Source organism: Pseudomonas sediminis (assembly GCF_039555755.1).
Lineage (GTDB): Bacteria > Pseudomonadota > Gammaproteobacteria > Pseudomonadales > Pseudomonadaceae > Aquipseudomonas > Aquipseudomonas mendocina_D.
Genome location: NZ_CP154631.1, coordinates 2694502 through 2715934, shown reverse-complemented (window position 1 = coordinate 2715934; position 21433 = coordinate 2694502). Strand labels below are relative to the sequence as shown.

The following is a 21433-nucleotide window of genomic DNA, read 5'->3' as shown; positions in this document are numbered from 1 at the left end:
AACCCCCGATGGCGCTTGAACGCTCCGAGGTGGAAAAAATCGCCCACCTGGCCCACCTGGGTCTGAACGAACGCGATATTCCGCAAACCACCGAGACCCTGAACAGCATTCTCGGCCTGATCGACCAGATGCAGGCGGTCGACACCCAGGGCATCGAACCCCTGGCCCACCCGCTGGAAGCCACCCAGCGTCTACGTGCCGACGTGGTCACCGAGAGCAACCAGCGCGACGCCTATCAGGCTATCGCCCCGGCCGTGGAAAGCGGTCTGTACCTCGTGCCGAAAGTCATCGAATAAAGGAAAGGGCCCGACATGCATCAACTGACCTTGGCCGAGATCGCCCGCGGCCTCGCCGACAAGCAATTCTCCGCCGAAGAGCTGAGCCGCAGCTTGCTTGCGCGCATCGCGCAACTCGACCCGCAGCTCAACAGCTTCATCACCGTCACCGAGGATCTGGCCATCGAGCAGGCCAAGGCCGCTGACGCACGCCGCGCCGCCGGTGAAAACGGTCCACTGCTCGGCGCGCCGATCGCGCACAAGGATCTGTTCTGTACCAACGGCGTGCTGACCTCCTGTGGTTCGAAAATTCTCACCGGCTTCAAGGCCCCCTATGACGCCACCGTGGTCGAGAAGCTGGCCGCCGCTGGCACTGTCACCCTGGGCAAGCTGAACATGGACGAATTCGCCATGGGCTCGGCCAACGAATCCAGCCACTACGGCCCGGTGAAGAACCCTTGGGACACCAGCCGCGTACCGGGTGGTTCCTCGGGTGGTTCGGCCGCCGCCGTTGCTGCGCGCCTGCTGCCAGCCGCTACCGGCACCGACACTGGCGGCTCGATTCGCCAGCCAGCCGCGCTGACCAACCTTACCGGCATCAAACCGACCTACGGCCGCGTCTCGCGCTGGGGCATGATCGCCTATGCTTCCAGCCTCGATCAGGGTGGCCCGCTGGCCCGCACCGCCGAAGACTGCGCACTGCTGCTCGGCGCCATGGCCGGCTTCGATACCAAGGATTCCACCAGCGTCGATCAGCCGGTCGATGACTACCTCGCCGCCCTCGCCCAGCCGCTGGCCGGCCTGCGCATCGGCCTGCCCAAGGAATACTTCGGCACTGGCCTCGATGCGCGCATCGGTGAGAAGGTGATGACTGTGGTCGAGGAGTTGAAAAAGCTCGGCGCCACCGTCAAGGACATCAACCTGCCGAACATGCAGCACGCCATCCCGGCCTACTACGTGATCGCGCCAGCAGAAGCCAGCTCCAACCTGTCGCGTTTCGACGGCGTGCGCTTCGGCTACCGCTGCGAAAACCCCAAAGACCTGCAGGATCTGTACAAGCGCTCGCGGGAAGAAGGCTTCGGTGCCGAAGTGAAGCGCCGCATCATGGTTGGCACCTATGCGCTGTCCGCCGGTTACTACGATGCCTACTACATCAAGGCCCAGCAGATCCGCCGGCTGATCAAGAACGACTTCGTCGCGGCCTTCAAGGAGGTCGACGTGATCCTCGGCCCGACCACGCCGAACCTGGCCTGGAAACTCGGCGAGAAGAACGCCGACCCGGTGTCCGCCTACCTGGAAGACATCTACACCATCACCGCCAACCTGGCCGGCATTCCCGGCCTGTCGATGCCGGCCGGCTTCGTCGATGGTCTGCCAGTAGGCGTGCAGTTGCTCGGCAACTACTTCCAGGAAGGTCGTCTGCTCAATGTCGCACACCAGTACCAGCAGGTCAGCGACTGGCACAAACAAGCACCGAGCGGCTTCTGAGGACGATAAAGATGCAGTGGGAAACAGTCATCGGGCTCGAGATTCACGCTCAGCTCAGCACCCAATCGAAGATTTTCTCGGCCAGCGCCACCACCTTTGGCGCTGAGCCCAACACCCAGGCCAGCCTGGTCGACCTCGGCATGCCCGGCACCCTGCCGGTGCTTAACGCCGAAGCCGTGCGCATGGCCTGCCAGTTCGGCCTGGCCATCGATGCCGAGATCGCCGAGCGTAATATCTTCGCACGCAAGAACTACTTCTACCCGGACCTGCCGAAGGGTTACCAGACCAGCCAGATGGAGCACCCCATCGTCGGCAAGGGTTTCCTCGACATCGCCCTGGAAGACGGCACCGTCAAGCGCATTGGCATCACCCGTGCGCACCTGGAAGAAGACGCAGGCAAGAGCCTGCACGAAGACTTCCAAGGCATGAGCGGCATCGACCTGAACCGCGCCGGCACGCCTTTGCTGGAAATCGTCTCCGAGCCGGACATCCGATCGGCCAAGGAAGCGGTCGCCTACGTGAAAGCCATCCACGCCCTGGTGCGCTATCTGGGTATCTGCGACGGTAACATGGCCGAAGGCTCGCTGCGCTGCGACTGCAACGTGTCGGTACGCCCGAAGGGCCAGGCCGAGTTCGGCACCCGCGCCGAAATCAAGAACGTCAACTCGTTCCGCTTCATCGAGAAAGCCATCAACCATGAAGTGCAGCGCCAGATCGAGCTGATCGAGGACGGTGGCAAGGTGGTTCAGGAAACCCGCCTGTACGATCCGAACAAGGATCAGACCCGCTCCATGCGCAGCAAGGAAGAAGCCAACGACTACCGTTACTTCCCCTGCCCGGACCTGCTGCCGGTGGTCATCGAGCGCAGCTTCCTCGACGAACTGCGCGCGGCCCTGCCCGAGCTGCCGCCGCAGAAGCGCGAGCGCTTCGAGAACCAGTACGCGCTGTCAGCCTACGATGCCAGTGTATTGAGCGCCAGCCGCGAGCTGGCCGACTATTTCGAAGTGGTCGCCAAGACCTGTGGCGATGCCAAGCTGGCCGCCAACTGGGTGATGGGCGAGCTGTCCAGCCTGCTCAACAAGGACAACCTGGAGATCGACCAGTCGCCGGTGTCCGCCGAGCAACTGGGCGGCATGATCCTTCGCATCAAGGACAACACCATCAGCGGCAAGATCGCCAAGATGGTCTTCGAAGCCCTGGCTGCCGGTGAAGGCGCAACGGCTGATGAAGTGATCGAGAAGAAGGGCCTCAAGCAGGTCACCGATTCCGGCGCCATCGAGAAGATGCTCGACGAAGTGCTGGCGGCCAACGCCGAACAGGTCGAGCAGTACCGCACCAGCGACGAAGCCAAGCGCGGCAAGATGTTCGGCTTCTTCGTCGGGCAGGCCATGAAAGCCTCCAAGGGCAAGGCCAACCCGGGGCAAGTGAACGAACTGCTGAAGAAAAAGCTCGAAGGCTGAGCCGGACCGGCTCGCTTACGCTAGCTGCAACGACGCCGGGCTCGCCCGGCGTTTTTTTATGGAGTCCATGAACATGATGATCCGTAGCCCGGATGCAATCCGGGAACCTTCACTGCCCCGGATTTTATCCAGGCTACAGACCCTTGCCCTGCTCGGCGCTCTCACCCTGCTCGGCGGCTGCTCCACGTTCGGCGGCGGCCCAGGCGGCAGCGAAACCGGCAAGGCCTCCTACTACGGTGACCGCCACCACGGCCAGCGTACGGCCAGCGGCGAACGTTTCGATCAGAACGCGCTGACCGCCGCGCATCGCACCCTGCCCTTTGGCACACGCGTGCGGGTGACCAACCTCAACAACAACCGCAACGTGGTACTGCGCATCAACGACCGCGGCCCCTTCGTGCGCGGCCGGGTTATCGATGTTTCCCGGGCCGCCGCAACGCAACTGGACATGCTGCGCGCAGGCGTGGTGCCGGTCAGGGTCGAAGCACTGGACTGAGGAACAATTGGCAACAAAATCTTTCTGGCGCATCTAGCGGCCAATAATGCCATCGCTACACTAACCGCACTTTTTTCGGAGCTACCCTGCAATGACCCTGATGACCTATGTCTACCTGATCGCCGGCTTGGTGCTGCTGGTTGCCGGCGCCGAGGTATTGGTACGCGGCGCCGCCAAGCTGGCCGCACAGTTCGGCATTCCGCCACTGGTGATCGGCCTGACCGTGGTGGCCTTCGGCACCAGCGCGCCGGAAACCGCAGTCAGCGTGCAATCGGCCTTCAACGGCAGTGGCGATCTGGCCATCGGCAACGTGATCGGCAGCAATATCGCCAACGTCCTGCTGATTCTCGGTGTGACTGCCCTGGTCGCACCGCTGGTCGTCTCGCGCCAGCTGATCCGCCTCGACGTGCCGATCATGATCGGCGCCAGCCTGGTCACCTTTGGCCTGGCCTGGGACGGCGAACTGAGTCGCCTCGACGGCACTCTGCTGTTCGGTGGCGTGCTGGCCTACACCGGCTTCCTGATCTACAGCGCGCGCAAGGACAAGGGCGGCGATGATGACGAATTTGCCAAGGAATTCGGCCTCGACGAGACGCCCAAGCCCTACGCCTGGGCCGTCAACCTGGGCCTAATCATCGCTGGGCTGGTGCTGTTGGTGGCAGGTTCAAACTTCCTGGTCGAAGGCGCAGTGACGCTTGCACGAGCACTGGGAATTTCGGAGCTGGTCATCGGTTTGACGGTTGTCGCTGTCGGCACGTCGCTGCCGGAGTTGGCCACTTCGATCATCGCCGCCATCAAGGGTGAGCGCGATATCGCCGTGGGCAATATCGTCGGCAGCAACATCTTCAACCTGCTCTGCGTGCTGGGCCTGGCCTCGCTGGTCTCGCCGACCGCCATTTCGGTGTCGCCCAATGCCCTGGCGTTCGATTTCCCGGTCATGATTGCCGTCGCCGTTGCATGCCTGCCGATCTTCTTCGCCGGTTACCGCATCAACCGTTGGGAAGGTCTACTGTTTCTGGCGTATTACGTGGCCTACACCCTCTACCTGATCCTGTCTTCCACGGGGCGCCCCTTCGCTGACGTGATGGGCGAAGCCATGCTGGGTTACGTGCTGCCATTGACCGCCATCACCCTGGTAATCATCGCCGGGCGCGCCTGGCACAAACAACGCGGCGAGCAGGTGTGAACATGAGCGAGAACCATGACCGCGGTCTGCAGGTACGTCGTGAAGTGATGGGCGATGCATTCGTCGATCGCGCCCTGAACAATGCCACCGAGCTTACCCAGCCATTGCAGGACTTCGTCAACGAACATGCCTGGGGCGGCGTGTGGACACGCAGCGGCCTGCCACGCGCGACACGCAGCCTGATCACCCTGGCTGCGCTGACCGCACTGAAATGCCCGCAGGAACTCAAAGGCCATGTGCGTGGCGCGCTGAACAACGGCTGCACCGTCGAGGAAATTCGCGAAACTCTGCTGCACTGCGCGGTTTACGCTGGCGTTCCAGCCAGCATCGATGCCTTCCGCGCGGCGCAGGAAGTGATCGACGAGTGGCAGAACAACACCAGTTCGTAGTGTGTGCCGTGCGCACCAACCGTCAGAGCCATCGGCGCGCACGGCGCACCCTATAAAAGCTGGTGACCACTTCCTCTAGATCCAGCCACCCCATTGCAACAGCAACAAACCGATGTTGGTGGTGACCACCGCCGCCAGCGTGGTGATCACGATGATGGCTGCAGCCAGCTCATGGTTGGCGCCCACTGCACGGGCCATGACGAAGCTGGCCGCCGCCGTGGGGCTGGCGAAATAGAGGAAGAGGATCGCCAGGTCCGCGCCGCGAAAGCCCAACAGCCAGGCGCCAGAGGTACTCAGCAGGGGCAGCCAGACCATTTTCATCATGCCCGAGCCGATCGCGGTGCCGCTGCTGCGATGCAGCGACGCCAGGCTCAGCGTGCCGCCGATACAGATCAGCGCCAGCGGCAAGGTCATCTGCGCGAAGTACTCGGCCGAGGTCAGAAACCACTGCGGTAGCGGGATCTTCCAGTAGGCGATCGGTACGGCCAACAGCACGCCGATGATCATCGGATTGGTCACGATGCTGCGTACGATGGCCTTGGCACCAGGCTTCACGCCTGGGCTGTAGATGGCCAACACGACGGCCGAGAGCGCGTTGTAGCAGAGGATCACCAGCGCCGCGAGCAGTGAGCCGACCGACAGACCGTAGTCGCCATACATGCTGGTGGCCAGCGCCAGACCGACAATGCCGTTGTTACCACGGAAGGCACCCTGGGTGTAGATACCACGGTCCTCGAACGGTACCCGCCAGATCGCCCAGGCCCAGGCAACGAAGAACGAGGCCACGGTAGCCAGGAAAAAGTAGGTCAGCAGTTGCGGCTGCATGGCCGCATCCAGGTCGGCCTTGACCACGCCAAGAAACAGCAGGGCCGGCATGGTGCCGCGAAACACCAGGCTCGAGGCCGTATCGATGAAGGGGGTATCGATCCAGCGTACACGCTTGAGTATCACGCCGAGAAACAACATGGCGAACACGGGCGCAGTGATGGCGAGGGTTTGTGCTGCGACGGCGAACATAGGGCACCAGAGTTGTCTGACGACCTATGCTAGCTGGCTAAGCATTTATCGGCCATGGGCACAGGACACCAATATTCGCTCGCGCAGATCGCTGGGGCATTACATTTCAGCCGCGGTCAGGCCGCTGAGCCAGATGTTTCGCGGCTAAAGCCGCTCTTACAAAAAGCACGCTCGATACGCTGCAGCGCCTCAGCGGCGAACCGGGCGCTTCTGCAATTTGCGCTGCAACGTGCGGCGGTGCATGCCCAGGGCGCGTGCGGTGGCGGAGATGTTGCCCTCGTGCTCGGCCAACACGCGCTGGATGTGCTCCCATTGCAGGCGGTCCACCGACATCGGGTTCTCCGGCACCAGGCTGTCCAGGTCGGCGTGTTCGGAGAGCAGCGCAGTGAGCACATCGTCAGCATCGGCCGGCTTGCACAGGTAGTTGGCCGCACCGCGCTTGATGGCCTCCACCGCGGTGGCGATGCTGGAATAGCCGGTGAGGATCACCACACGCATCTCCGCGTCCAGCTCCAGCAGCTTGGGCAATAGCACCAGGCCGGAGTCGCCTTCCATCTTCAGGTCGACCACGGCGTAATCCGGCAGGTCGCCCTTGGCCAGCGCCAGGCCTTCTTCGGCGCTGGAGGCGGTGGATACGCGCAAACCGCGGCGGCTCATGGCGCGCGCCATCACGCGGGTAAAGGTGGGGTCGTCGTCGACCAGCAGCAGATGGGGATGCTCCTCACCTTCGAACAGGGACTCGTCGCTCATGCTGGGTATTCCTTGTCAGGCCGCGCCATAGGCTCGCGGCAACTTCAATTCGGTGAGGGTGCCGCCTTCTTCATGGTTATACAACTTAACCGTACCACCGGCACGCGTCACACTGGCCTGGCTGAGGAACAGTCCAAGCCCGAAGCCCTTGCCCTTGGTGGTGAAGAAGGGGCGACCAAGCTGCTCGGCGATGGCCAGCGGTACGCCGGCACCATGATCGCGAATGCTCAGACGCAGCCACTGATGATCCCAGTCCAGGCGGATATCGAGCTTGTCCGGGCAGGCATCGGCAGCATTGTTGAGCAGGTTGAGCAGCGCCTGAGTGAGATCGGCCGGTGGCATAATGCGCGGCGGCGTACCACGGCCCAGGCACTGGTAGCGGTAGCTGGCTTCCGGGCGCATCAGGTGCCAGCGATTGAGGGTGGTTTCCAACCATTCGACGCAGGACTGCTCGACCACTGCCTGACGCCGATCATTCTCGGCAGCACGCACCAGCTGCTGCAGGGTGTACTTGCACAACTTGACCTGCTCTTGCAGCAAGGCCAGGTCGTCCTGCAGCGCCGGCTTGTCACGGTATTCCTGGCGCAGCTCCTTGAGCAGCACGCTCATGGTGCCCAGCGGCGTACCCAGCTCATGCGCGGCGCCAGCGGCCTGAGTGGCCACGGCCAGCAGTTGCTGGTCGCGCAGGCTTTCCTCGCGGCGTTCGGCGCGCAGCTCGTCCTGGCGGCGCAGTTCCTCGGCCATCTTGGCAACGAAGAAGGTGATCAACGCAGCAGACAGGGCAAAGCTCAGCCACATGCCATAGACCAGCAGGCTCTCACGCGCCGCCGGCAACTCGAGTGGATGCGTCCACACCAGCAGCAATGTGTAGCCGGCCAGCGCCATACCGGCCAGGACGATGGTGAACATCCACGGCAGCGTTGCGGCGGCAATAGTCAGTGGCACCAGATAATAGGAAACGAAGGGGTTGGTCGAACCACCCGAGTAGTACAGCAGCACGCTGTGGATGATCAGGTCGCAGCCCAGCTGCACGGCGTACTCGACCTCGGTCACCGGCCAGGGGCCGCGCAAGCGCAAGGCCGTGCCCAGGCACAACAGCAGAGAAACGCCGAGGGTGACCGACAATTGCAACCAGGGTAGCGGTAGCATGCCCGACTTGTAGGCGAGACCGACCGAGCCCGCCTGAGCTGCCAGCACCAGAATACGGATAAGAGTCAGACGCCAGAGATTCTGGCGACTGGCGGACAATAACTGCACGGGTTCGAGCATGAAGACTCCCTTGACTGGGAGCGAGTATAACCAAGCCCGACGCGGCCTTCCGCCGCTGCGGCAACCGGACGCACACTTCGCCGTAGCCCGCTCGGTGGGCAGGATGAAAAAAATTGCACGGCATTAACCCGGATCGCGACTCGCCTTCGTCTAACCTCGGGAAACGGCCACAAGGCCATCGAAAAAGGAACCGCACATGCGCACCATGACCCGTATCGCCACCGCCCTCGCCCTGACCGCCGCCAGTCTCGCCAGCACCGGCCTGCTGGCCGCCGAGGCGCGTTACAACCAGATCGCCCTGCGCGCCGAGGTCAATCAGGAAGTGGCGCACGATCTGATGCACGTCACCCTCTATACCGAAGCGCAGCACAGCGACCCGGCCAAACTGGCCGCCGAGATCACCACTACCCTCAACAAGACGCTGGAGCAGGTGCGTCAGGTCAAGGGCGTGGCAGTCAAACTCGGCAGCCGCAACAGCTACCCGGTGTATGACGACAAGGGCCAGAAGATCACCGCCTGGCGCGAGCGCGCCGAGGTGCGCCTGGAAAGCGCTGACTTCGCCCGCTTGTCCACCCTCACCGGTGAGTTGCTGCAATCGATGAAGATAGCCGGCATGGATTTCAGCATCGCCACCGACACCCGCAAAACCCGTGAAGACGCCATGCTCAAGGACGCCGTGAATGCCTTCAAGGCGCGCGCGCAACTGGCCACCGAAGCGCTTGGCGGCAAGGGCTACAAGCTGGTCAGCCTGAACCTCAACACCGGTGGCTTCCAGCCACCAATGGCCATGCGCAACTTCGAAGCCAAGGGCATGGCGATGATGGACTCAGCCCCCACACCGCAGATCGAAGCCGGTACCAGCCAGGTCACGGTCAGCGCCGATGGCGTCATCGAAGTGCAGATGCCCTGAACCACGCTCCGCAACAAAGCAGCGCCGTTATCACCAGATAACGGCGTTTTGCCATCTTTTCTCTGCAATTTTTTCATAAATGCGACAGCAAATTACAGCGCTGTAGCGCTAACCATTCTCCACACGGCGCCCCTCTTGCCTCAGGCACAAGGCCTGCATAGTTTCGTTGGTGGTTTCTACAAGAGACTCCTCAAGGACCACAACCACAACAACGATGAGGTCAAGATGCGCAAGAACGCCGTTATCCAGGCTTTACTTACCGCTGGGCTGATCGCCAGCGCCCCCCTCGCCAGCGCCGCCAACCTGGTGTTCTGTTCCGAAGGCAGCCCCGCCGGCTTCGACCCTGGCCTGTACACCACCGGAACCGATTTCGACGCCGCCGCGGAAACCATCTTCAACCGCCTGACCCAGTTCGAGCGTGGCGGCACCAAGGTCGAGCCCGGCCTGGCGCAAAGCTGGGAAGTGTCCGACGACGGCCTGACCTACACCTTCAAGCTGCGCCCCGGGGTGAAATTCCACACCACCGATTACTTCAAGCCCAGCCGCGAGTTCAATGCCGACGACGTGCTATTCACCTTTGGCCGCATGCTCGACAAGGACCACCCGTTCCGCAAGGCGTACCCCACCGAGTTTCCCTACTTCACCGACATGGGCATGGACAGCAACATCGCCAAGCTGGAGAAGCTCGATGACATGACCGTGCGCGTCACTCTCAACGAAGTGGACGCCGCCTTCGTGCAGAACCTGGCGATGAGCTTTGCCTCGATCCAGTCTGCCGAGTACGCCGACCAGTTGCTCAAAGCTGGCAAGGCCGCTGACATCAACCAGAAACCCATCGGCACCGGCCCCTTCGTGTTCAGCCGTTACCAGAAGGACGCGGTGATCCGTTACAAGGGTAACCAAGACTACTGGAAGCCCGAGGATGTGAAGGTCGACAACCTGATCTTCGCCATCAATACCGACTCGTCCGTGCGCATGCAGAAACTGCGTGCCGGCGAATGCCATGTCACCCTGTTCCCGCGCCCGGCCGACATCGCCTCGCTGCAGCAGGACGCCAAGCTGAAGATGCCCGAGCAGGCCGGTTTCAACGTCGGCTACATCGCCTACAACGTTACCCACCCACCGTTCGACAAACTGGAAGTGCGCCAGGCGCTGGACATGGCGGTGAACAAGCAGGCAATTCTCGACGCCGTTTACCAGAACGCCGGGCAGTTGGCCGTCAACGGTATGCCGCCAACCCAGTGGTCGTATGACGAAGACATCAAGGACCCGGCCTTCGATCCGAAAAAAGCCAAGGAGCTGCTCACAGCTGCAGGCGTCAAGGAAGGCACCGAGATCACCTTATGGGCCATGCCGGTACAGCGCCCGTACAACCCCAACGCCAAGCAGATCGCCGAGATCCTGCAGGCTGACTGGGCCAAGATTGGCATCAAGGCACGCATCGTCACCTACGAGTGGGGCGAATACCTCAAGCGCGCCAAGGCCGGCGAGCACGACGCCATGCTGATCGGCTGGAGCGGCGACAACGGTGATCCCGACAACTGGCTCGGCACCCTTTATGGCTGCGACGCGGTCGACGGCAACAACTTCTCCAAATGGTGCTTCGAGGACTACGACAAGCTGGTCAAGGCCGCCAAACGCACCACCGACGTAGCCGAACGCACCGAGCTGTACAAGCAGGCGCAGGTGATCCTCAAGCGCGAGGTACCGATCACTCCGCTGGCCCACTCCACCGTGTACCAGCCGATGCGCAAGGAAGTGCAGGACTTCCGTATCAGCCCGTTCGGCATCAACTCGTTCTATGGTGTAGGTATCGGCAAGTAACAATCTGCATCGGCGCCCTTGAAGGGGCGCCGATTGCAAGACGTTCAACCAGGAGCCAGCATGCCTACCTTTCCCCTTCTGCGCGGCAGTCTGCTGTTTGCCGCGCTGCTCGCTGCTCAGGCCCAGGCGGCCAACCTGGTGGTTTGCAGCGAGGCCAGCCCGGAAGGGTTCGACATCGTTCAATACACCGCAGCCACTACCGCCGATGCAACGGCGGAAACCCTGTTCGAACGCTTGGTGGACTTTGCCCCCGGCAGCACCGAAATCGTCCCGGCATTGGCAGAAAGCTGGGAAATAGCCGATGACGGTCTGAGCTACACCTTTACCCTGCGCCAGGGAGTGAAATTCCATGCCAACCAGGGATTCAGCCCGACTCGCGAGCTCAATGCCGATGACGTGCTGTGGAGTTTCCAGCGCCAGCTCGACCCGGCACATCCCTGGCACAAGCTGTCGCTGCGCGGCTTCCCCTATGCCGAGGCGATGGGCCTGGCGCAGCTGATCGAGCGCATCGACAAGCTCGACGATCATCGCGTGCGCTTCGTCCTCAAACACCCGGAAGCGCCCTTCCTGGCCAACCTGGCCATGGGCTTCGCCTCCATCTATTCGGCCGAATACGCCGATCACCTGCTCGCGGCTGGCACTCCGGAGCGGCTGAACAACAAGCCCATCGGCACCGGGCCGTTCATCTTTGAGCGTTATGCCAAGGACGCCCAGGTGCGCTTTCGCGGCAACCCCGATTACTGGAATGGCGCACCGGCGATCAAGCGTCTGGTGTTGGCCATCACCCCCGAGCCCAACGTGCGTCAGCAACGGCTCAAGGCCGGTGACTGCCAGATCACCTTGTTCCCCCGCCCGGTGGATATCCCGGCACTCAAGGCCGACCCCAGGCTGCAGGTGCTGGAACTGGATTCGCTGCTGACCGCCTATATTGGCATCAACACCCGTCACCCACCGCTGGACGACGTGCGCGTGCGCCAGGCGCTGAACCTGGCCTTCGACAAGGCCGCCTACATTCGTGCGCAGTTCGGCGAAGGCAATGCCACGCCGGCCGTGGCGCCCTATCCGGCCACTCTGTGGGGCCACGACGCGACGCTGAAGGATTGGCCGCACGATCCCGAACGCGCTCGCCAGTTGCTGGCCGAAGCCGGTCACGCCGACGGCTTCAAGCTGTCGATCTGGACTCGCCCCGGCGGCGGGCCGACCAATCCAAATCCGGGTATCGGCGCGCAGATGCTGCAGGCCGACCTCGCCGCCATCGGCATTCAAAGCGACATCCGCGTGTTTGAGTGGGGCGAGCTGATCAAGCGCGCCAAGAACGGCGAGCACGACCTGGTGTTCATGGGCTGGGCTGGCGACAACGGCGATCCGGACAACTTCCTCACGCCCAACCTCTCCTGCGCCGCCGCCGAAAGCGGCGAGAATCAGGCGGGCTGGTGCGACAAGGCCTTCGATACGCTGATCACCCAGGCCCGCCAGGAGCCCGCGCAGAACAAACGCGCCGCGTTGTACCGCCAGGCCCTGGCGATCTTCCATGAGCAGGCACCGTGGATCGCCCTCGCTCACCCAAAACAGTTCGTTGCGCTGCGCAAAGGCGTCGAGGGCATCGTGCTCAGCCCGCTGGGCTCGAACAACTTTGCCCGGGTGAAACTGCCGTGAGCCGTCCGCGCCACGCTTTTGTGGGAGGGGCTTTAGCCGCGAACCTGTCGCCGCTGAAGCGCCTCCCACAAGGCACCGGTCACTCCGCGAATGCCCCGGATTGCATCCGGGCTACGCACTATCCAAAACGACACCGGGCCATGCAGTCCGGTGAGTACATACCGTCATGGAGTCAAAACGCCTGATGCTGTCATTTATCGCCAGACGCCTGGGGCTGCTGATCCCCACCTTCTTCGGCGTCACCCTGCTGACCTTCGCGCTGATCCGCCTGATCCCCGGCGACCCGGTGGAAGTGATGATGGGCGAACGCCGCGTCGACCCGGAAATGCACGCCCAGGCCATGGAGCGTCTGGGGCTGAACAAGCCGCTGTACCAGCAGTACTTCGACTACATCGGCCAACTCGCCCAGGGCAACCTGGGCGAGTCGCTGCGCTCGCGCGAAAGTGTGTGGAGCGAGTTCCTCACCCTGTTCCCGGCCACCGTCGAACTGGCCCTGGCCGCCCTGCTGTTCGCCGGCACCCTGGGGCTGATTGCCGGCGTGGTCGCGGCACTCAAGCGCGGCTCGCTGCTCGACCATGGCGTAATGAGCATCGCCCTCACCGGCTATTCCATGCCGATCTTCTGGTGGGGCCTGCTGCTGATCATGTTCTTCTCGGTCGGCCTAGGCTGGACGCCGGTGTCCGGGCGCATCGACCTGCTCTACGACATCCCGCCGGTCACCGGTTTCATGCTGATCGACACCCTGCTCAGCGATGAGCCAGGCGCCTTCGTCGACGCCCTGCGCCATCTGATTCTGCCCGCCATCGTGCTGGGCACCATCCCGCTGGCGGTGATCGCCCGGATGACCCGCTCGGCCATGCTCGAAGTGCTGCGCGAGGACTACATCCGCACCGCGCGGGCCAAAGGCCTGTCGCCGACACGCGTGGTGTTCGTGCACGCTCTGCGTAATGCACTGATCCCGGTACTGACGGTGTTCGGCCTGCAGGTCGGTGCGCTGCTGGCCGGTGCAGTGCTGACCGAAACCATCTTCTCCTGGCCAGGCATTGGCAAATGGCTGATCGAAGCCATCGGCGCCCGCGACTACCCGGTGGTGCAGAACGGCATCCTGCTGATCGCCTGCCTGGTGATCCTGGTCAACTTCATCGTGGACATCCTCTATGGCCTGGCCAATCCACGTATTCGCCATCAGAAGTAAGGAAGGCGCCATGCATAGCCACATCGTTTGCGTAGGGTGGATGACGCGCTTTTCATCCACCGTGAAAACACGTCGGTGGACGGGTGAAGCGTCGTCCACCCTACAAGAGGTGCGCCCATGACCACCTCCACCCCACTCGACCAGAGCCTGCTCTACCCCTCGCCGCTGAAAGAGTTCTGGCAAGCCTTCGCCCACAACACCGGCGCCCTCGGCGGCCTGGCGTTCATGATCCTGCTGGTGTTCTGCGCACTATTCGCCCCCTGGGTCGCACCGCACGATCCCAGCGAGCAGTACCGCGACTTCCTGCTCACCCCACCGGTGTGGCTGGAAGGCGGCCAATGGCAGTTCCTGCTCGGCACCGACGAACTGGGCCGCGATCTGCTTTCGCGCTTGATCCACGGTGCACGCCTGTCGCTGCTGATCGGCCTGGCATCGGTGCTGCTGTCGCTGATTCCCGGCATCCTGCTGGGCCTGGTCGCCGGCTTTTTCCCGCGTCTGCTCGGCCCCGGCATCATGCGCCTGATGGACATCATGCTGGCGCTGCCCTCGCTGCTGCTGGCGGTCGCCATCGTCGCCATCCTCGGCCCAGGGCTGATCAACACCATCTTCGCCATCGCCATCGTCTCGCTGCCTTCCTATGTGCGCCTGACCCGCGCGGCGGTGATGGGTGAACTGAACCGGGACTACGTCACCGCTGCGCAGCTGGCCGGCGCCAACCTGCCACGGCTGATGTTCGTCACCGTGCTGCCCAACTGCATGGCGCCATTGATCGTGCAGGCCACCCTGAGCTTTTCCTCGGCGATTCTCGACGCGGCCGCACTGGGCTTTCTCGGCCTCGGCGTGCAACCGCCGACGCCCGAGTGGGGCACCATGCTGGCCTCGGCGCGCGACTACATCGAGCGCGCCTGGTGGGTGGTGAGCCTGCCCGGCCTGGCGATTCTGCTCAGCGTGCTGGCGATCAACCTGATGGGCGACGGCCTGCGCGATGCGCTCGACCCGAAATTGAAGAATGCGCAGTGAGGAGCCAGGAATGAGCCTGCTGAATATCCGCAATCTCTCCGTACGCTTCGGCCCCGCCATGCCGGTGGTCGATGGCCTCGATCTCAGCGTCGAGCAGGGCGAAGTGCTGGCCATCGTCGGTGAATCGGGTTCCGGCAAGTCCGTGACCATGATGGCGCTGATGGGCCTGATCGACGCCCCCGGCATCGTCCAGGCCGACTGTCTGCAGTTCGACGGCACCGACATGCTGCGCCTCAAGGGCCGCCAACGCCGGCACATCGTCGGCAAGGACCTGGCCATGGTGTTCCAGGACCCGATGACCGCGCTCAACCCCAGCTATACCGTGGGTTTCCAGATCGAGGAAGTGCTGCAGCAGCACCTCGGTCTGAAAGGCAAGGCGGCGCGGGCCCGCGCCCTCGAACTGCTGGAACGGGTGGAAATCCCTGGTGCCGCCAGTCGCCTCGACGCCTATCCGCATCAGCTGTCCGGGGGCATGAGCCAGCGAGTGGCGATCGCCATGGCGATTGCCGCCGAGCCCAAGCTGCTGATCGCCGACGAACCGACCACGGCGCTGGATGTGACCATTCAGGCGCAGATCATGGAATTGCTGCTCGACCTGCAGCGCGATCAGGGCATGGCTCTGGTGCTGATCACTCACGACCTGGCCGTGGTCGCCGAAACCGCCCAGCGCGTCTGCGTGATGTACGCCGGGCAAGCGGTGGAGCTGGGTCATGTGCCAGCTCTGTTCGACGCGCCCAGTCATCCCTATACCGAGGCCTTGCTCAAGGCCATCCCCGAGCACAGCGCCGGTGCCAGCCGCCTGGCCACCCTGCCCGGTATCGTGCCCGGCCGCTATGACCGCCCGCTGGGCTGCCTGCTGTCACCCCGCTGCCCCTACGTGCAGGAGCGCTGCCACCAGCAACGCCCAGCCCTGGAACCACATGACCGTGGCGCCGCGCGCTGCTTCTTCCCGCTGGAGGTGGCCTGATGAGTACCGTACTCGAAGCCCGTGAGCTGACCCGTCACTACAGTGTCTCGCGCGGCCTGTTCAAGCCAGCGGCCACGGTCCAGGCGCTCAATGGTGTGTCCTTCAGCCTGCAGTCCGGCAGGACCCTGGCCGTGGTCGGCGAGTCCGGCTGCGGCAAGTCCACCCTGGCCCGCGCCCTGACTCTGATCGAAACACCCAGTTCCGGTAGCCTGCAGATCGCCGGGCACGAAGTGGCTGGCGCCAGCCATGCCGAGCGCAAGCAACTGCGCCGCGATGTGCAGATGGTGTTCCAGAACCCCTACGCCTCACTCAACCCGCGGCAGAAGATCGGTGATCAGTTGGCCGAACCGCTGCTGATCAACACCCGCCTGTCGCGCGCCGAACGCCGCGAGAAAGTGCAAGCGATGATGCAGCAGGTGGGCCTGCGCCCCGAGCATTACCAGCGCTACCCACACATGTTCTCCGGCGGCCAGCGCCAGCGCATCGCCCTGGCCCGCGCCATGATGCTGCAGCCGCAGGTACTGGTGGCGGACGAACCGACCTCGGCGCTGGACGTGTCGATCCAGGCCCAGGTGCTGAACCTGTTCATGGACCTGCAGGAGCAGTACCAGACCGGCTACGTGTTCATCTCGCACAACCTCTCGGTGGTGCGCCATGTCGCCGACGACGTGCTGGTGATGTACCTAGGCCGTCCGGTGGAAATGGGCCCGGCCGAGGCGCTCTACACCCGCCCGCTGCACCCCTACACCCGCGCCCTGCTATCGGCGACGCCGGCGACTCATCCCGATCCGGACAAGCCGCGGATGAAGATCAGCGGTGAGTTGCCCAATCCACTGAATCCACCCTCCGGCTGTGCCTTCCACAAGCGCTGCCCTCATGCCGACGAGCGCTGCCGTGGCGAGCGCCCGGAGCTGCGCCTGATCGATGCACGGCAGGTGGCCTGCCATCATGTGGAGCGGATCGTCGACTAGCTCACGGCAAAGACCGCGGCGCTCCTTAGAGCGTCGCGGCGCTGCCTAGGCTGACGACGCGCCTATGCCGTTGGTGGCAGGGTCAGCTCGATGCTCTCGGCCAGCGAGTCCTCCAGCCGCTGCAACTCGACGCCGACCGCAGCAGCGTCATCGGCCAGGGTTTCGGCGATATGCAGAAACTCCGTCGTGGCTTCGACGAAGGCCAATACCACCATGGGATCGAAGCGTGTGCCGCTGGCCGCGCTGATCTGCGCCACTGCCTGCGCCGGGCTGATCTGCGGCAGGTAAGGATGCCGACAGCTCAGTTCTTCGAAGTGGCCCACCAGCGCCATCAGCCGCGCTGACAGCGGAATCTGCTCGCCGAACAACCCCTGCGGATAGCCTTTGCCGTCCCAGCGCTCGTGCTGGCCGTAGACGATGTCTTTGGCATCGGAGAGAAAGTCGGTGATGCTGCCCAGTTTGCGCTCGGCGCGTTCGAGCGCATCACGTCCGGCGATCACGCCCTCGCTCAGCAGGCGCAGATCATTTTCATCCGGCTCACCATGGCTGAGCAGTACGCGATCTGGCAGGGTCAGCCGGTCGATCACATGCAGCATGGCCGACTTGCCCAACTGAGCGATGCGCTCCTCGTTCAGAGACTCGGACAAGGCCGGCTGCTGCCGTGCAAACGCAGCAGCCAGGCAGGTCATGTAGCGTTCGATACGCTCCAGACGACGGCTGCGCGGGTTGTCACGCATGACGGCAACGCTGGCCATGGCCTCTATGGTGACGTCCTGCAGGTTCTGGATATCGCGCGTGCGGCGCTTGACCTCAAGCTCCAGATACTCGCTCTTGTCACGCAGGTAATCGGTGGCCGCCTTGAGCTGCAGTTGCGCCCGAACGCGCGCGAGCACGATGGGCGCGCTGACCGGTTTGATGATGTAGTCGGCAGCGCCAAGGTCGAAGCCCAGTTGCTCGTCGGCCGCATCGCTATGAGCCGTGATGAGGATCAGCGGGATATGGCGGGTCTGCGGGTCGGTGCTGAGCCCGCGACACAGTGCATAGTCGTTCTGCCAGTCGAGCAGAATCAGGTCCGGTTGCGGTCGCGACCTGGCAGCGTGCAGCGCTTCCTCACTGCCGACCAGGCGCACCTGGTAGCGGTCGACCAATAGCGCGCCCAGGCGCTGGCGCGCGTCCACCGCATCGTCCACCACCAGAATCAGTTCCTGCTCCGGCCTATCGAGCATCCCGCGCATGGCGACCTCCACTGGCACCTGCCTAGTCATCATTAAAGGCGCTGGGCTGTATTTGCGCTCAGGCCGACATACAAATGACCTCGGCAGCGGTTTGAAAGTGCAATGCGGATTGGCAGCGCAACGCGAGCAGCCGACAATCGTCAGCAAAACCGTGACCAGAAGGGCTGCGCCATGCTCGACCCGGAACGCTGTTGGCAGGCCGTTTGCGAACGTGATGGGGCGTTCGACGGACGCTTCGTTTTCACCGTACGCAGCACCGGCATCTATTGTCGGCCGAACTGCCCTGCGCGGCGGCCACGGCGCGACAATGTCAGTTTCCATGTCGATGCAGCCAGTGCCGAGGCCGCTGGCTTTCGCCCGTGCAAGCGCTGCTCGCCACAGGGGCAAAGCCCGGCGCAGCAGCTCGACGCACTGGTTGCGGCCGCCTGTGAGCTTCTGCGCGGTGAACAGCGCCTGACGCTGCCGCAACTGGCAGCGCGCATTGGCTTGTCGCCGTCACACCTGGCCCGTGCGTTCAAGGCGCGTACCGGGATGACGCCCAATGCCTGGGCGGCGGCGCAACGCCGCCAGCGTCTGGACGCCCAGTTGCCACTGGCAGATAACGTGCTCGAGGCGGCCCTGGCCGCTGGCTACTCTGGCACCCGCGCTTTGTATGAAAAACCCCAGGCCATGAGCCCGGCGCAGCGCCGCCTACGCGGTGCGGGCGAACGACTGCGCTACAGCATCGCCCCCAGCCCACTCGGCCAGGTGCTGCTGGCAACCAGTGACAAGGGCGTTTGTGCATTGCTGTTCGGCGACGAGCCGACTGCCCTGCGTGACGAGTTGCAACAACGCTTCGCCGCCGCCCAGCTAGAAGAAGATGAACAAGGTCTGCGCAACTGGCTGCAGCAGGTGCTGGCACAACTCGAGGAACCCGAACGCGCCGCCCATCTGCCCCTGGACATTCGCGGTACGGCCTTTCAGCAACGCGTCTGGCTGGAGCTGCAGCATATTCCCAGCGGCGAAACCCGCAGCTACGCTGACCTGGCCAGACAGCTGCACAGTCACCCAAGGGCGATTGCCCGCGCCTGTGCCAGCAACGCCATCGGTCTGTTGCTACCCTGCCATCGTGTGGTGGCCAGCGATGGCAGCCTCAGCGGCTATCGCTGGGGGTTGCAGCGCAAACGGCGGTTGCTGGAGCAGGAACAGTCGTAGCGCTGTCGGTGCGCACGGCGCACCCTACGCTTTGCTTCGCTGCATGCTGACACCCGTAGGGGGCGCCATCGGTCTCTAGGCCAGCATCGCCTTGGCCACGTCGCTGCGCGTGCCACGCCCGACCAGTTGCTCCACCAGGGTCAGGGCGAACGCCAGTGCCGTTCCCGGGCCCTGGCTGGTGATGCAGTTGCCATCGACCACCACAGCCTCATCGACGAAGGTGCAGCCACTCAGTCGATCACTGAACGCCGGATAGCAGGTCAACCTTCGCTGCCTGAGCACCCCGTACTGCTGCAGGGCCAACGCCGGCGCGGCGCAGATCGCGGCGAACAGCTCGCCCGCCTTGGCCTGCTAGCGTACGCGCTCGGCCAGTGGTTCGAAGTCAGCCAGACGCTGCGCGCCAGGCATGCCACCAGGCAGGACGATCAGATCGAAATCCTGCGCCAGCACGTCCACCAGCATGGCATCAGCGGTCAGCCGGGTACCGCGGGCGCAGGTGATCATCCTGCGCTCTTCGATACTCGCCACCAGTACCTCGACATCGGCGCGGCGCAGCACATCGATCAGGGTCACGCATTCGAGATCTTCGACACCATCAGCGACTGTAATCAGTGCTCGCTTGCTCATCTCACTACTCCTTCAGACAGAAAATGAAACTGTCCACCTGGTCATAAAAGGACACGACAGACCTTGAATTCACCCGGCAAAACCTTGCTGTTATGATGCGCGGCTTTTGCGAAATCGAGCAATTTTCCGGCCTGCATGGACGGATGTGCTTTGCTTTGTGCAGACCAATTCAGGCGCGGTTGCGCCTCGGGGAGCCACCATGCTGGAAAGACTGTTCCAACTCAAAGCCCACAACACCACGGTGCGCACCGAGGTACTGGCCGGGATCACCACCTTCCTGACCATGGCCTACATCCTCTTCGTCAACCCGGAAATGCTCGCCAAGACCGGCATGGACCACGGTGCAGTATTCGTCGCCACCTGTCTGGCTGGCGCCATCGGCTCGCTGATCATGGGCCTGCTGGCCAACTACCCGATCGCCCTGGCGCCCGGCATGGGCCTCAACGCCTTCTTCACCTATACCGTGGTGATGACCATGGGCTACAGCTGGCAGACCGCTCTGGGCGCGGTGTTCCTCTCCGGCGCAATCTTCTTCCTGCTGTCGATCTTCAAGATCCGCGAGTGGATCATCAACAGCATCCCGCTGGCGCTACGCGCAGGTATCGCCGCCGGTATCGGCCTGTTCCTGGCGATCATCGCACTGAAGAACGCGGGCATCGTGGTCGATCATCCAGCCACCCTGGTCGGCCTCGGCGATATGAGCAACGGCGGCGCACTGCTGGCCTGCCTGGGCTTCTTCGTCATCGCCGCACTGGCCTATCGCAAGGTCACCGGCGCAGTGATGATCGGCATCCTGCTGGTCACCGGCCTGTCCATTGCCCTCGGCCTGTCCGAGCTGCAAGGCGTGATGTCGATGCCACCGTCGCTGATGCCGACCCTGCTGCAGCTGGACATAGCCGGCGCGCTGGATATCGGTTTGATCAGCGTGATCTTCGCCTTCCTCTTCGTCGACCTGTTCGACACCTCTGGCACCCTGGTCGGCGTGGCGCAAAAAGCCGACCTGCTGGACAAGGACGGCAAGATGCCACGCCTCGGCCGTGCCCTGATGGCCGACAGCACCGCGACCATGGCCGGCGCCGCGCTGGGCACCAGCACCACTACCAGCTACATCGAATCTGCCGCAGGCATCAGTGCCGGTGGACGTACCGGCCTGACTGCCTGCGTGGTCGCCGCGCTGTTCCTCCTGGCCCTGTTCTTCGCCCCGCTGGCTGGCGCCGTTCCGGCCTATGCCACCGCGCCTGCGCTGCTGTTCGTCGCCGTACTGATGATGAGCAGCCTGGCGCAGATCGACTGGGACGACCTGACTGTCGCCGCCCCGGTGGTAATCGCCGCCCTGGCCATGCCGCTGACCTTCTCCATCGCCAACGGCATCGCGTTCGGTTTCATCGCCTGGACCGCGGTCAAGGTACTGGCCGGCCGCTGGCGCGAACTGAACCCGGCGATGTGGGTGCTCTCGGCCCTGTTCGTGGTCAAGCTGGCCTACTTCGCCTGATCAGCCGATAAC

At 63.6% G+C, this 21433-nt stretch carries 19 protein-coding genes and 1 pseudogene; 15 read left to right on the top strand and 5 right to left on the bottom strand.

Annotation, left to right across the window (positions count from 1 at the left end):
• The first annotated feature begins 8 nt into the window (after nt 1-8).
• The 6 genes from gatC to AAEQ75_RS12770 all read left to right on the top strand — a co-directional run bounded on the left by gatC (nt 9) and on the right by AAEQ75_RS12770 (nt 5294).
• Complete coding sequence (gene gatC / locus AAEQ75_RS12795) at nt 9-296, top strand: Asp-tRNA(Asn)/Glu-tRNA(Gln) amidotransferase subunit GatC (RefSeq protein WP_343349167.1); 288 nt, start codon at nt 9-11, stop codon at nt 294-296.
• A gap of 15 nt (nt 297-311) precedes the next feature.
• The gene (gene gatA, locus AAEQ75_RS12790) at nt 312-1763 is read left to right on the top strand and encodes an Asp-tRNA(Asn)/Glu-tRNA(Gln) amidotransferase subunit GatA (RefSeq protein WP_343349166.1); all 1452 of its coding nucleotides are present in this window, start codon (nt 312-314) and stop codon (nt 1761-1763) included.
• Nucleotides 1764-1774: 11 nt separating this feature from the next.
• Nucleotides 1775-3223: an Asp-tRNA(Asn)/Glu-tRNA(Gln) amidotransferase subunit GatB gene (gene gatB / locus AAEQ75_RS12785; RefSeq protein ID WP_343349165.1), complete on the top strand. Its 1449-nt coding sequence runs from the start codon at nt 1775-1777 to the stop codon at nt 3221-3223.
• 73 nt (nt 3224-3296) lie between these two features.
• The gene (locus tag AAEQ75_RS12780; RefSeq protein WP_106732709.1) at nt 3297-3719 is read left to right on the top strand and encodes a septal ring lytic transglycosylase RlpA family protein; all 423 of its coding nucleotides are present in this window, start codon (nt 3297-3299) and stop codon (nt 3717-3719) included.
• Between the two features lie 91 nt (nt 3720-3810).
• Nucleotides 3811-4905 carry a calcium/sodium antiporter gene (locus AAEQ75_RS12775; RefSeq protein ID WP_343349164.1) on the top strand — a complete coding sequence of 365 codons (1095 nt, stop codon included), beginning with the start codon at nt 3811-3813 and terminating at the stop codon, nt 4903-4905.
• Between the two features lie 2 nt (nt 4906-4907).
• Complete coding sequence (locus AAEQ75_RS12770; protein WP_099522504.1) at nt 4908-5294, top strand: carboxymuconolactone decarboxylase family protein; 387 nt, start codon at nt 4908-4910, stop codon at nt 5292-5294.
• 75 nt (nt 5295-5369) lie between these two features.
• Here the strand turns inward: AAEQ75_RS12770 and AAEQ75_RS12765 are convergent, their stop codons facing one another.
• From AAEQ75_RS12765 to AAEQ75_RS12755, 3 genes are all read right to left on the bottom strand, one after another.
• Complete coding sequence (locus AAEQ75_RS12765) at nt 5370-6311, bottom strand: AEC family transporter (protein WP_343349163.1); 942 nt, start codon at nt 6309-6311, stop codon at nt 5370-5372.
• 189 nt (nt 6312-6500) lie between these two features.
• Nucleotides 6501-7061: a response regulator transcription factor gene (locus AAEQ75_RS12760; protein ID WP_256835531.1), complete on the bottom strand. Its 561-nt coding sequence runs from the start codon at nt 7059-7061 to the stop codon at nt 6501-6503.
• A 15-nt stretch (nt 7062-7076) separates the two neighbouring features.
• Nucleotides 7077-8330: an ATP-binding protein gene (locus tag AAEQ75_RS12755; protein ID WP_099522507.1), complete on the bottom strand. Its 1254-nt coding sequence runs from the start codon at nt 8328-8330 to the stop codon at nt 7077-7079.
• A 196-nt stretch (nt 8331-8526) separates the two neighbouring features.
• On the opposite strand from AAEQ75_RS12755, the gene AAEQ75_RS12750 reads away from it, so the two are divergent.
• From AAEQ75_RS12750 to AAEQ75_RS12720, 7 genes are all read left to right on the top strand, one after another.
• A complete protein-coding gene (locus tag AAEQ75_RS12750) occupies nt 8527-9240 on the top strand; it encodes an SIMPL domain-containing protein (RefSeq protein WP_192980008.1) in 714 nt (237 codons plus the stop codon).
• Between the two features lie 225 nt (nt 9241-9465).
• A complete protein-coding gene (locus AAEQ75_RS12745) occupies nt 9466-11064 on the top strand; it encodes an ABC transporter substrate-binding protein (protein ID WP_343352381.1) in 1599 nt (532 codons plus the stop codon).
• 60 nt (nt 11065-11124) lie between these two features.
• Nucleotides 11125-12720 carry an ABC transporter substrate-binding protein gene (locus AAEQ75_RS12740; protein ID WP_343349162.1) on the top strand — a complete coding sequence of 532 codons (1596 nt, stop codon included), beginning with the start codon at nt 11125-11127 and terminating at the stop codon, nt 12718-12720.
• A gap of 184 nt (nt 12721-12904) precedes the next feature.
• The gene (locus tag AAEQ75_RS12735) at nt 12905-13915 is read left to right on the top strand and encodes an ABC transporter permease subunit (protein WP_343349161.1); all 1011 of its coding nucleotides are present in this window, start codon (nt 12905-12907) and stop codon (nt 13913-13915) included.
• A gap of 117 nt (nt 13916-14032) precedes the next feature.
• Nucleotides 14033-14935 (top strand): ABC transporter permease subunit, encoded by a 903-nt coding sequence (locus AAEQ75_RS12730; protein WP_106732694.1) that lies wholly within the window; start codon nt 14033-14035, stop codon nt 14933-14935.
• Nucleotides 14936-14945: 10 nt separating this feature from the next.
• Complete coding sequence (locus tag AAEQ75_RS12725; RefSeq protein ID WP_099522515.1) at nt 14946-15902, top strand: ABC transporter ATP-binding protein; 957 nt, start codon at nt 14946-14948, stop codon at nt 15900-15902.
• Nucleotides 15902-16873 (top strand): peptide ABC transporter ATP-binding protein, encoded by a 972-nt coding sequence (locus AAEQ75_RS12720; protein WP_343349160.1) that lies wholly within the window; start codon nt 15902-15904, stop codon nt 16871-16873. The genes AAEQ75_RS12725 and AAEQ75_RS12720 overlap by 1 nt, the downstream gene beginning before the upstream one ends.
• Nucleotides 16874-16935: 62 nt before the next feature.
• On the opposite strand, the gene AAEQ75_RS12715 is transcribed toward AAEQ75_RS12720, so the two are convergent.
• Nucleotides 16936-18108: an HD domain-containing phosphohydrolase gene (locus AAEQ75_RS12715; RefSeq protein WP_343349159.1), complete on the bottom strand. Its 1173-nt coding sequence runs from the start codon at nt 18106-18108 to the stop codon at nt 16936-16938.
• A 171-nt stretch (nt 18109-18279) separates the two neighbouring features.
• Between AAEQ75_RS12715 and ada the strand changes: the two genes are divergently transcribed.
• Nucleotides 18280-19302: a bifunctional DNA-binding transcriptional regulator/O6-methylguanine-DNA methyltransferase Ada gene (ada, locus tag AAEQ75_RS12710; protein ID WP_343349158.1), complete on the top strand. Its 1023-nt coding sequence runs from the start codon at nt 18280-18282 to the stop codon at nt 19300-19302.
• A gap of 75 nt (nt 19303-19377) precedes the next feature.
• Here ada and AAEQ75_RS12705 read toward each other — a convergent pair.
• Nucleotides 19378-19929, bottom strand: a pseudogene (locus AAEQ75_RS12705) (DJ-1 family glyoxalase III).
• Nucleotides 19930-20128: 199 nt separating this feature from the next.
• Here AAEQ75_RS12705 and AAEQ75_RS12700 point away from each other — a divergent pair.
• The gene (locus AAEQ75_RS12700; protein ID WP_343349157.1) at nt 20129-21421 is read left to right on the top strand and encodes an NCS2 family permease; all 1293 of its coding nucleotides are present in this window, start codon (nt 20129-20131) and stop codon (nt 21419-21421) included.
• The last annotated feature ends 12 nt before the right edge of the window (nt 21422-21433 follow it).

Bases quoted from the DNA above. Each gene is read 5' to 3' on its own strand.
- gatC (WP_343349167.1), top strand. From the start codon at position 9: ATGGCGCTTGAACGCTCCGAGGTGGAAAAAATCGCCCACCTGGCCCAC.
- gatA (WP_343349166.1), top strand. From the start codon at position 312: ATGCATCAACTGACCTTGGCCGAGATCGCCCGCGGCCTCGCCGACAAG.
- gatB (WP_343349165.1), top strand. From the start codon at position 1,775: ATGCAGTGGGAAACAGTCATCGGGCTCGAGATTCACGCTCAGCTCAGC.
- AAEQ75_RS12780 (WP_106732709.1), top strand. From the start codon at position 3,297: ATGATGATCCGTAGCCCGGATGCAATCCGGGAACCTTCACTGCCCCGG.
- AAEQ75_RS12775 (WP_343349164.1), top strand. From the start codon at position 3,811: ATGACCCTGATGACCTATGTCTACCTGATCGCCGGCTTGGTGCTGCTG.
- AAEQ75_RS12770 (WP_099522504.1), top strand. From the start codon at position 4,908: ATGAGCGAGAACCATGACCGCGGTCTGCAGGTACGTCGTGAAGTGATG.
- AAEQ75_RS12765 (WP_343349163.1), bottom strand. From the start codon at position 6,311: ATGTTCGCCGTCGCAGCACAAACCCTCGCCATCACTGCGCCCGTGTTC.
- AAEQ75_RS12760 (WP_256835531.1), bottom strand. From the start codon at position 7,061: ATGAGCGACGAGTCCCTGTTCGAAGGTGAGGAGCATCCCCATCTGCTG.
- AAEQ75_RS12755 (WP_099522507.1), bottom strand. From the start codon at position 8,330: ATGCTCGAACCCGTGCAGTTATTGTCCGCCAGTCGCCAGAATCTCTGG.
- AAEQ75_RS12750 (WP_192980008.1), top strand. From the start codon at position 8,527: ATGCGCACCATGACCCGTATCGCCACCGCCCTCGCCCTGACCGCCGCC.
- AAEQ75_RS12745 (WP_343352381.1), top strand. From the start codon at position 9,466: ATGCGCAAGAACGCCGTTATCCAGGCTTTACTTACCGCTGGGCTGATC.
- AAEQ75_RS12740 (WP_343349162.1), top strand. From the start codon at position 11,125: ATGCCTACCTTTCCCCTTCTGCGCGGCAGTCTGCTGTTTGCCGCGCTG.
- AAEQ75_RS12735 (WP_343349161.1), top strand. From the start codon at position 12,905: ATGCTGTCATTTATCGCCAGACGCCTGGGGCTGCTGATCCCCACCTTC.
- AAEQ75_RS12730 (WP_106732694.1), top strand. From the start codon at position 14,033: ATGACCACCTCCACCCCACTCGACCAGAGCCTGCTCTACCCCTCGCCG.
- AAEQ75_RS12725 (WP_099522515.1), top strand. From the start codon at position 14,946: ATGAGCCTGCTGAATATCCGCAATCTCTCCGTACGCTTCGGCCCCGCC.
- AAEQ75_RS12720 (WP_343349160.1), top strand. From the start codon at position 15,902: ATGAGTACCGTACTCGAAGCCCGTGAGCTGACCCGTCACTACAGTGTC.
- AAEQ75_RS12715 (WP_343349159.1), bottom strand. From the start codon at position 18,108: ATGCGCGGGATGCTCGATAGGCCGGAGCAGGAACTGATTCTGGTGGTG.
- ada (WP_343349158.1), top strand. From the start codon at position 18,280: ATGCTCGACCCGGAACGCTGTTGGCAGGCCGTTTGCGAACGTGATGGG.
- AAEQ75_RS12700 (WP_343349157.1), top strand. From the start codon at position 20,129: ATGCTGGAAAGACTGTTCCAACTCAAAGCCCACAACACCACGGTGCGC.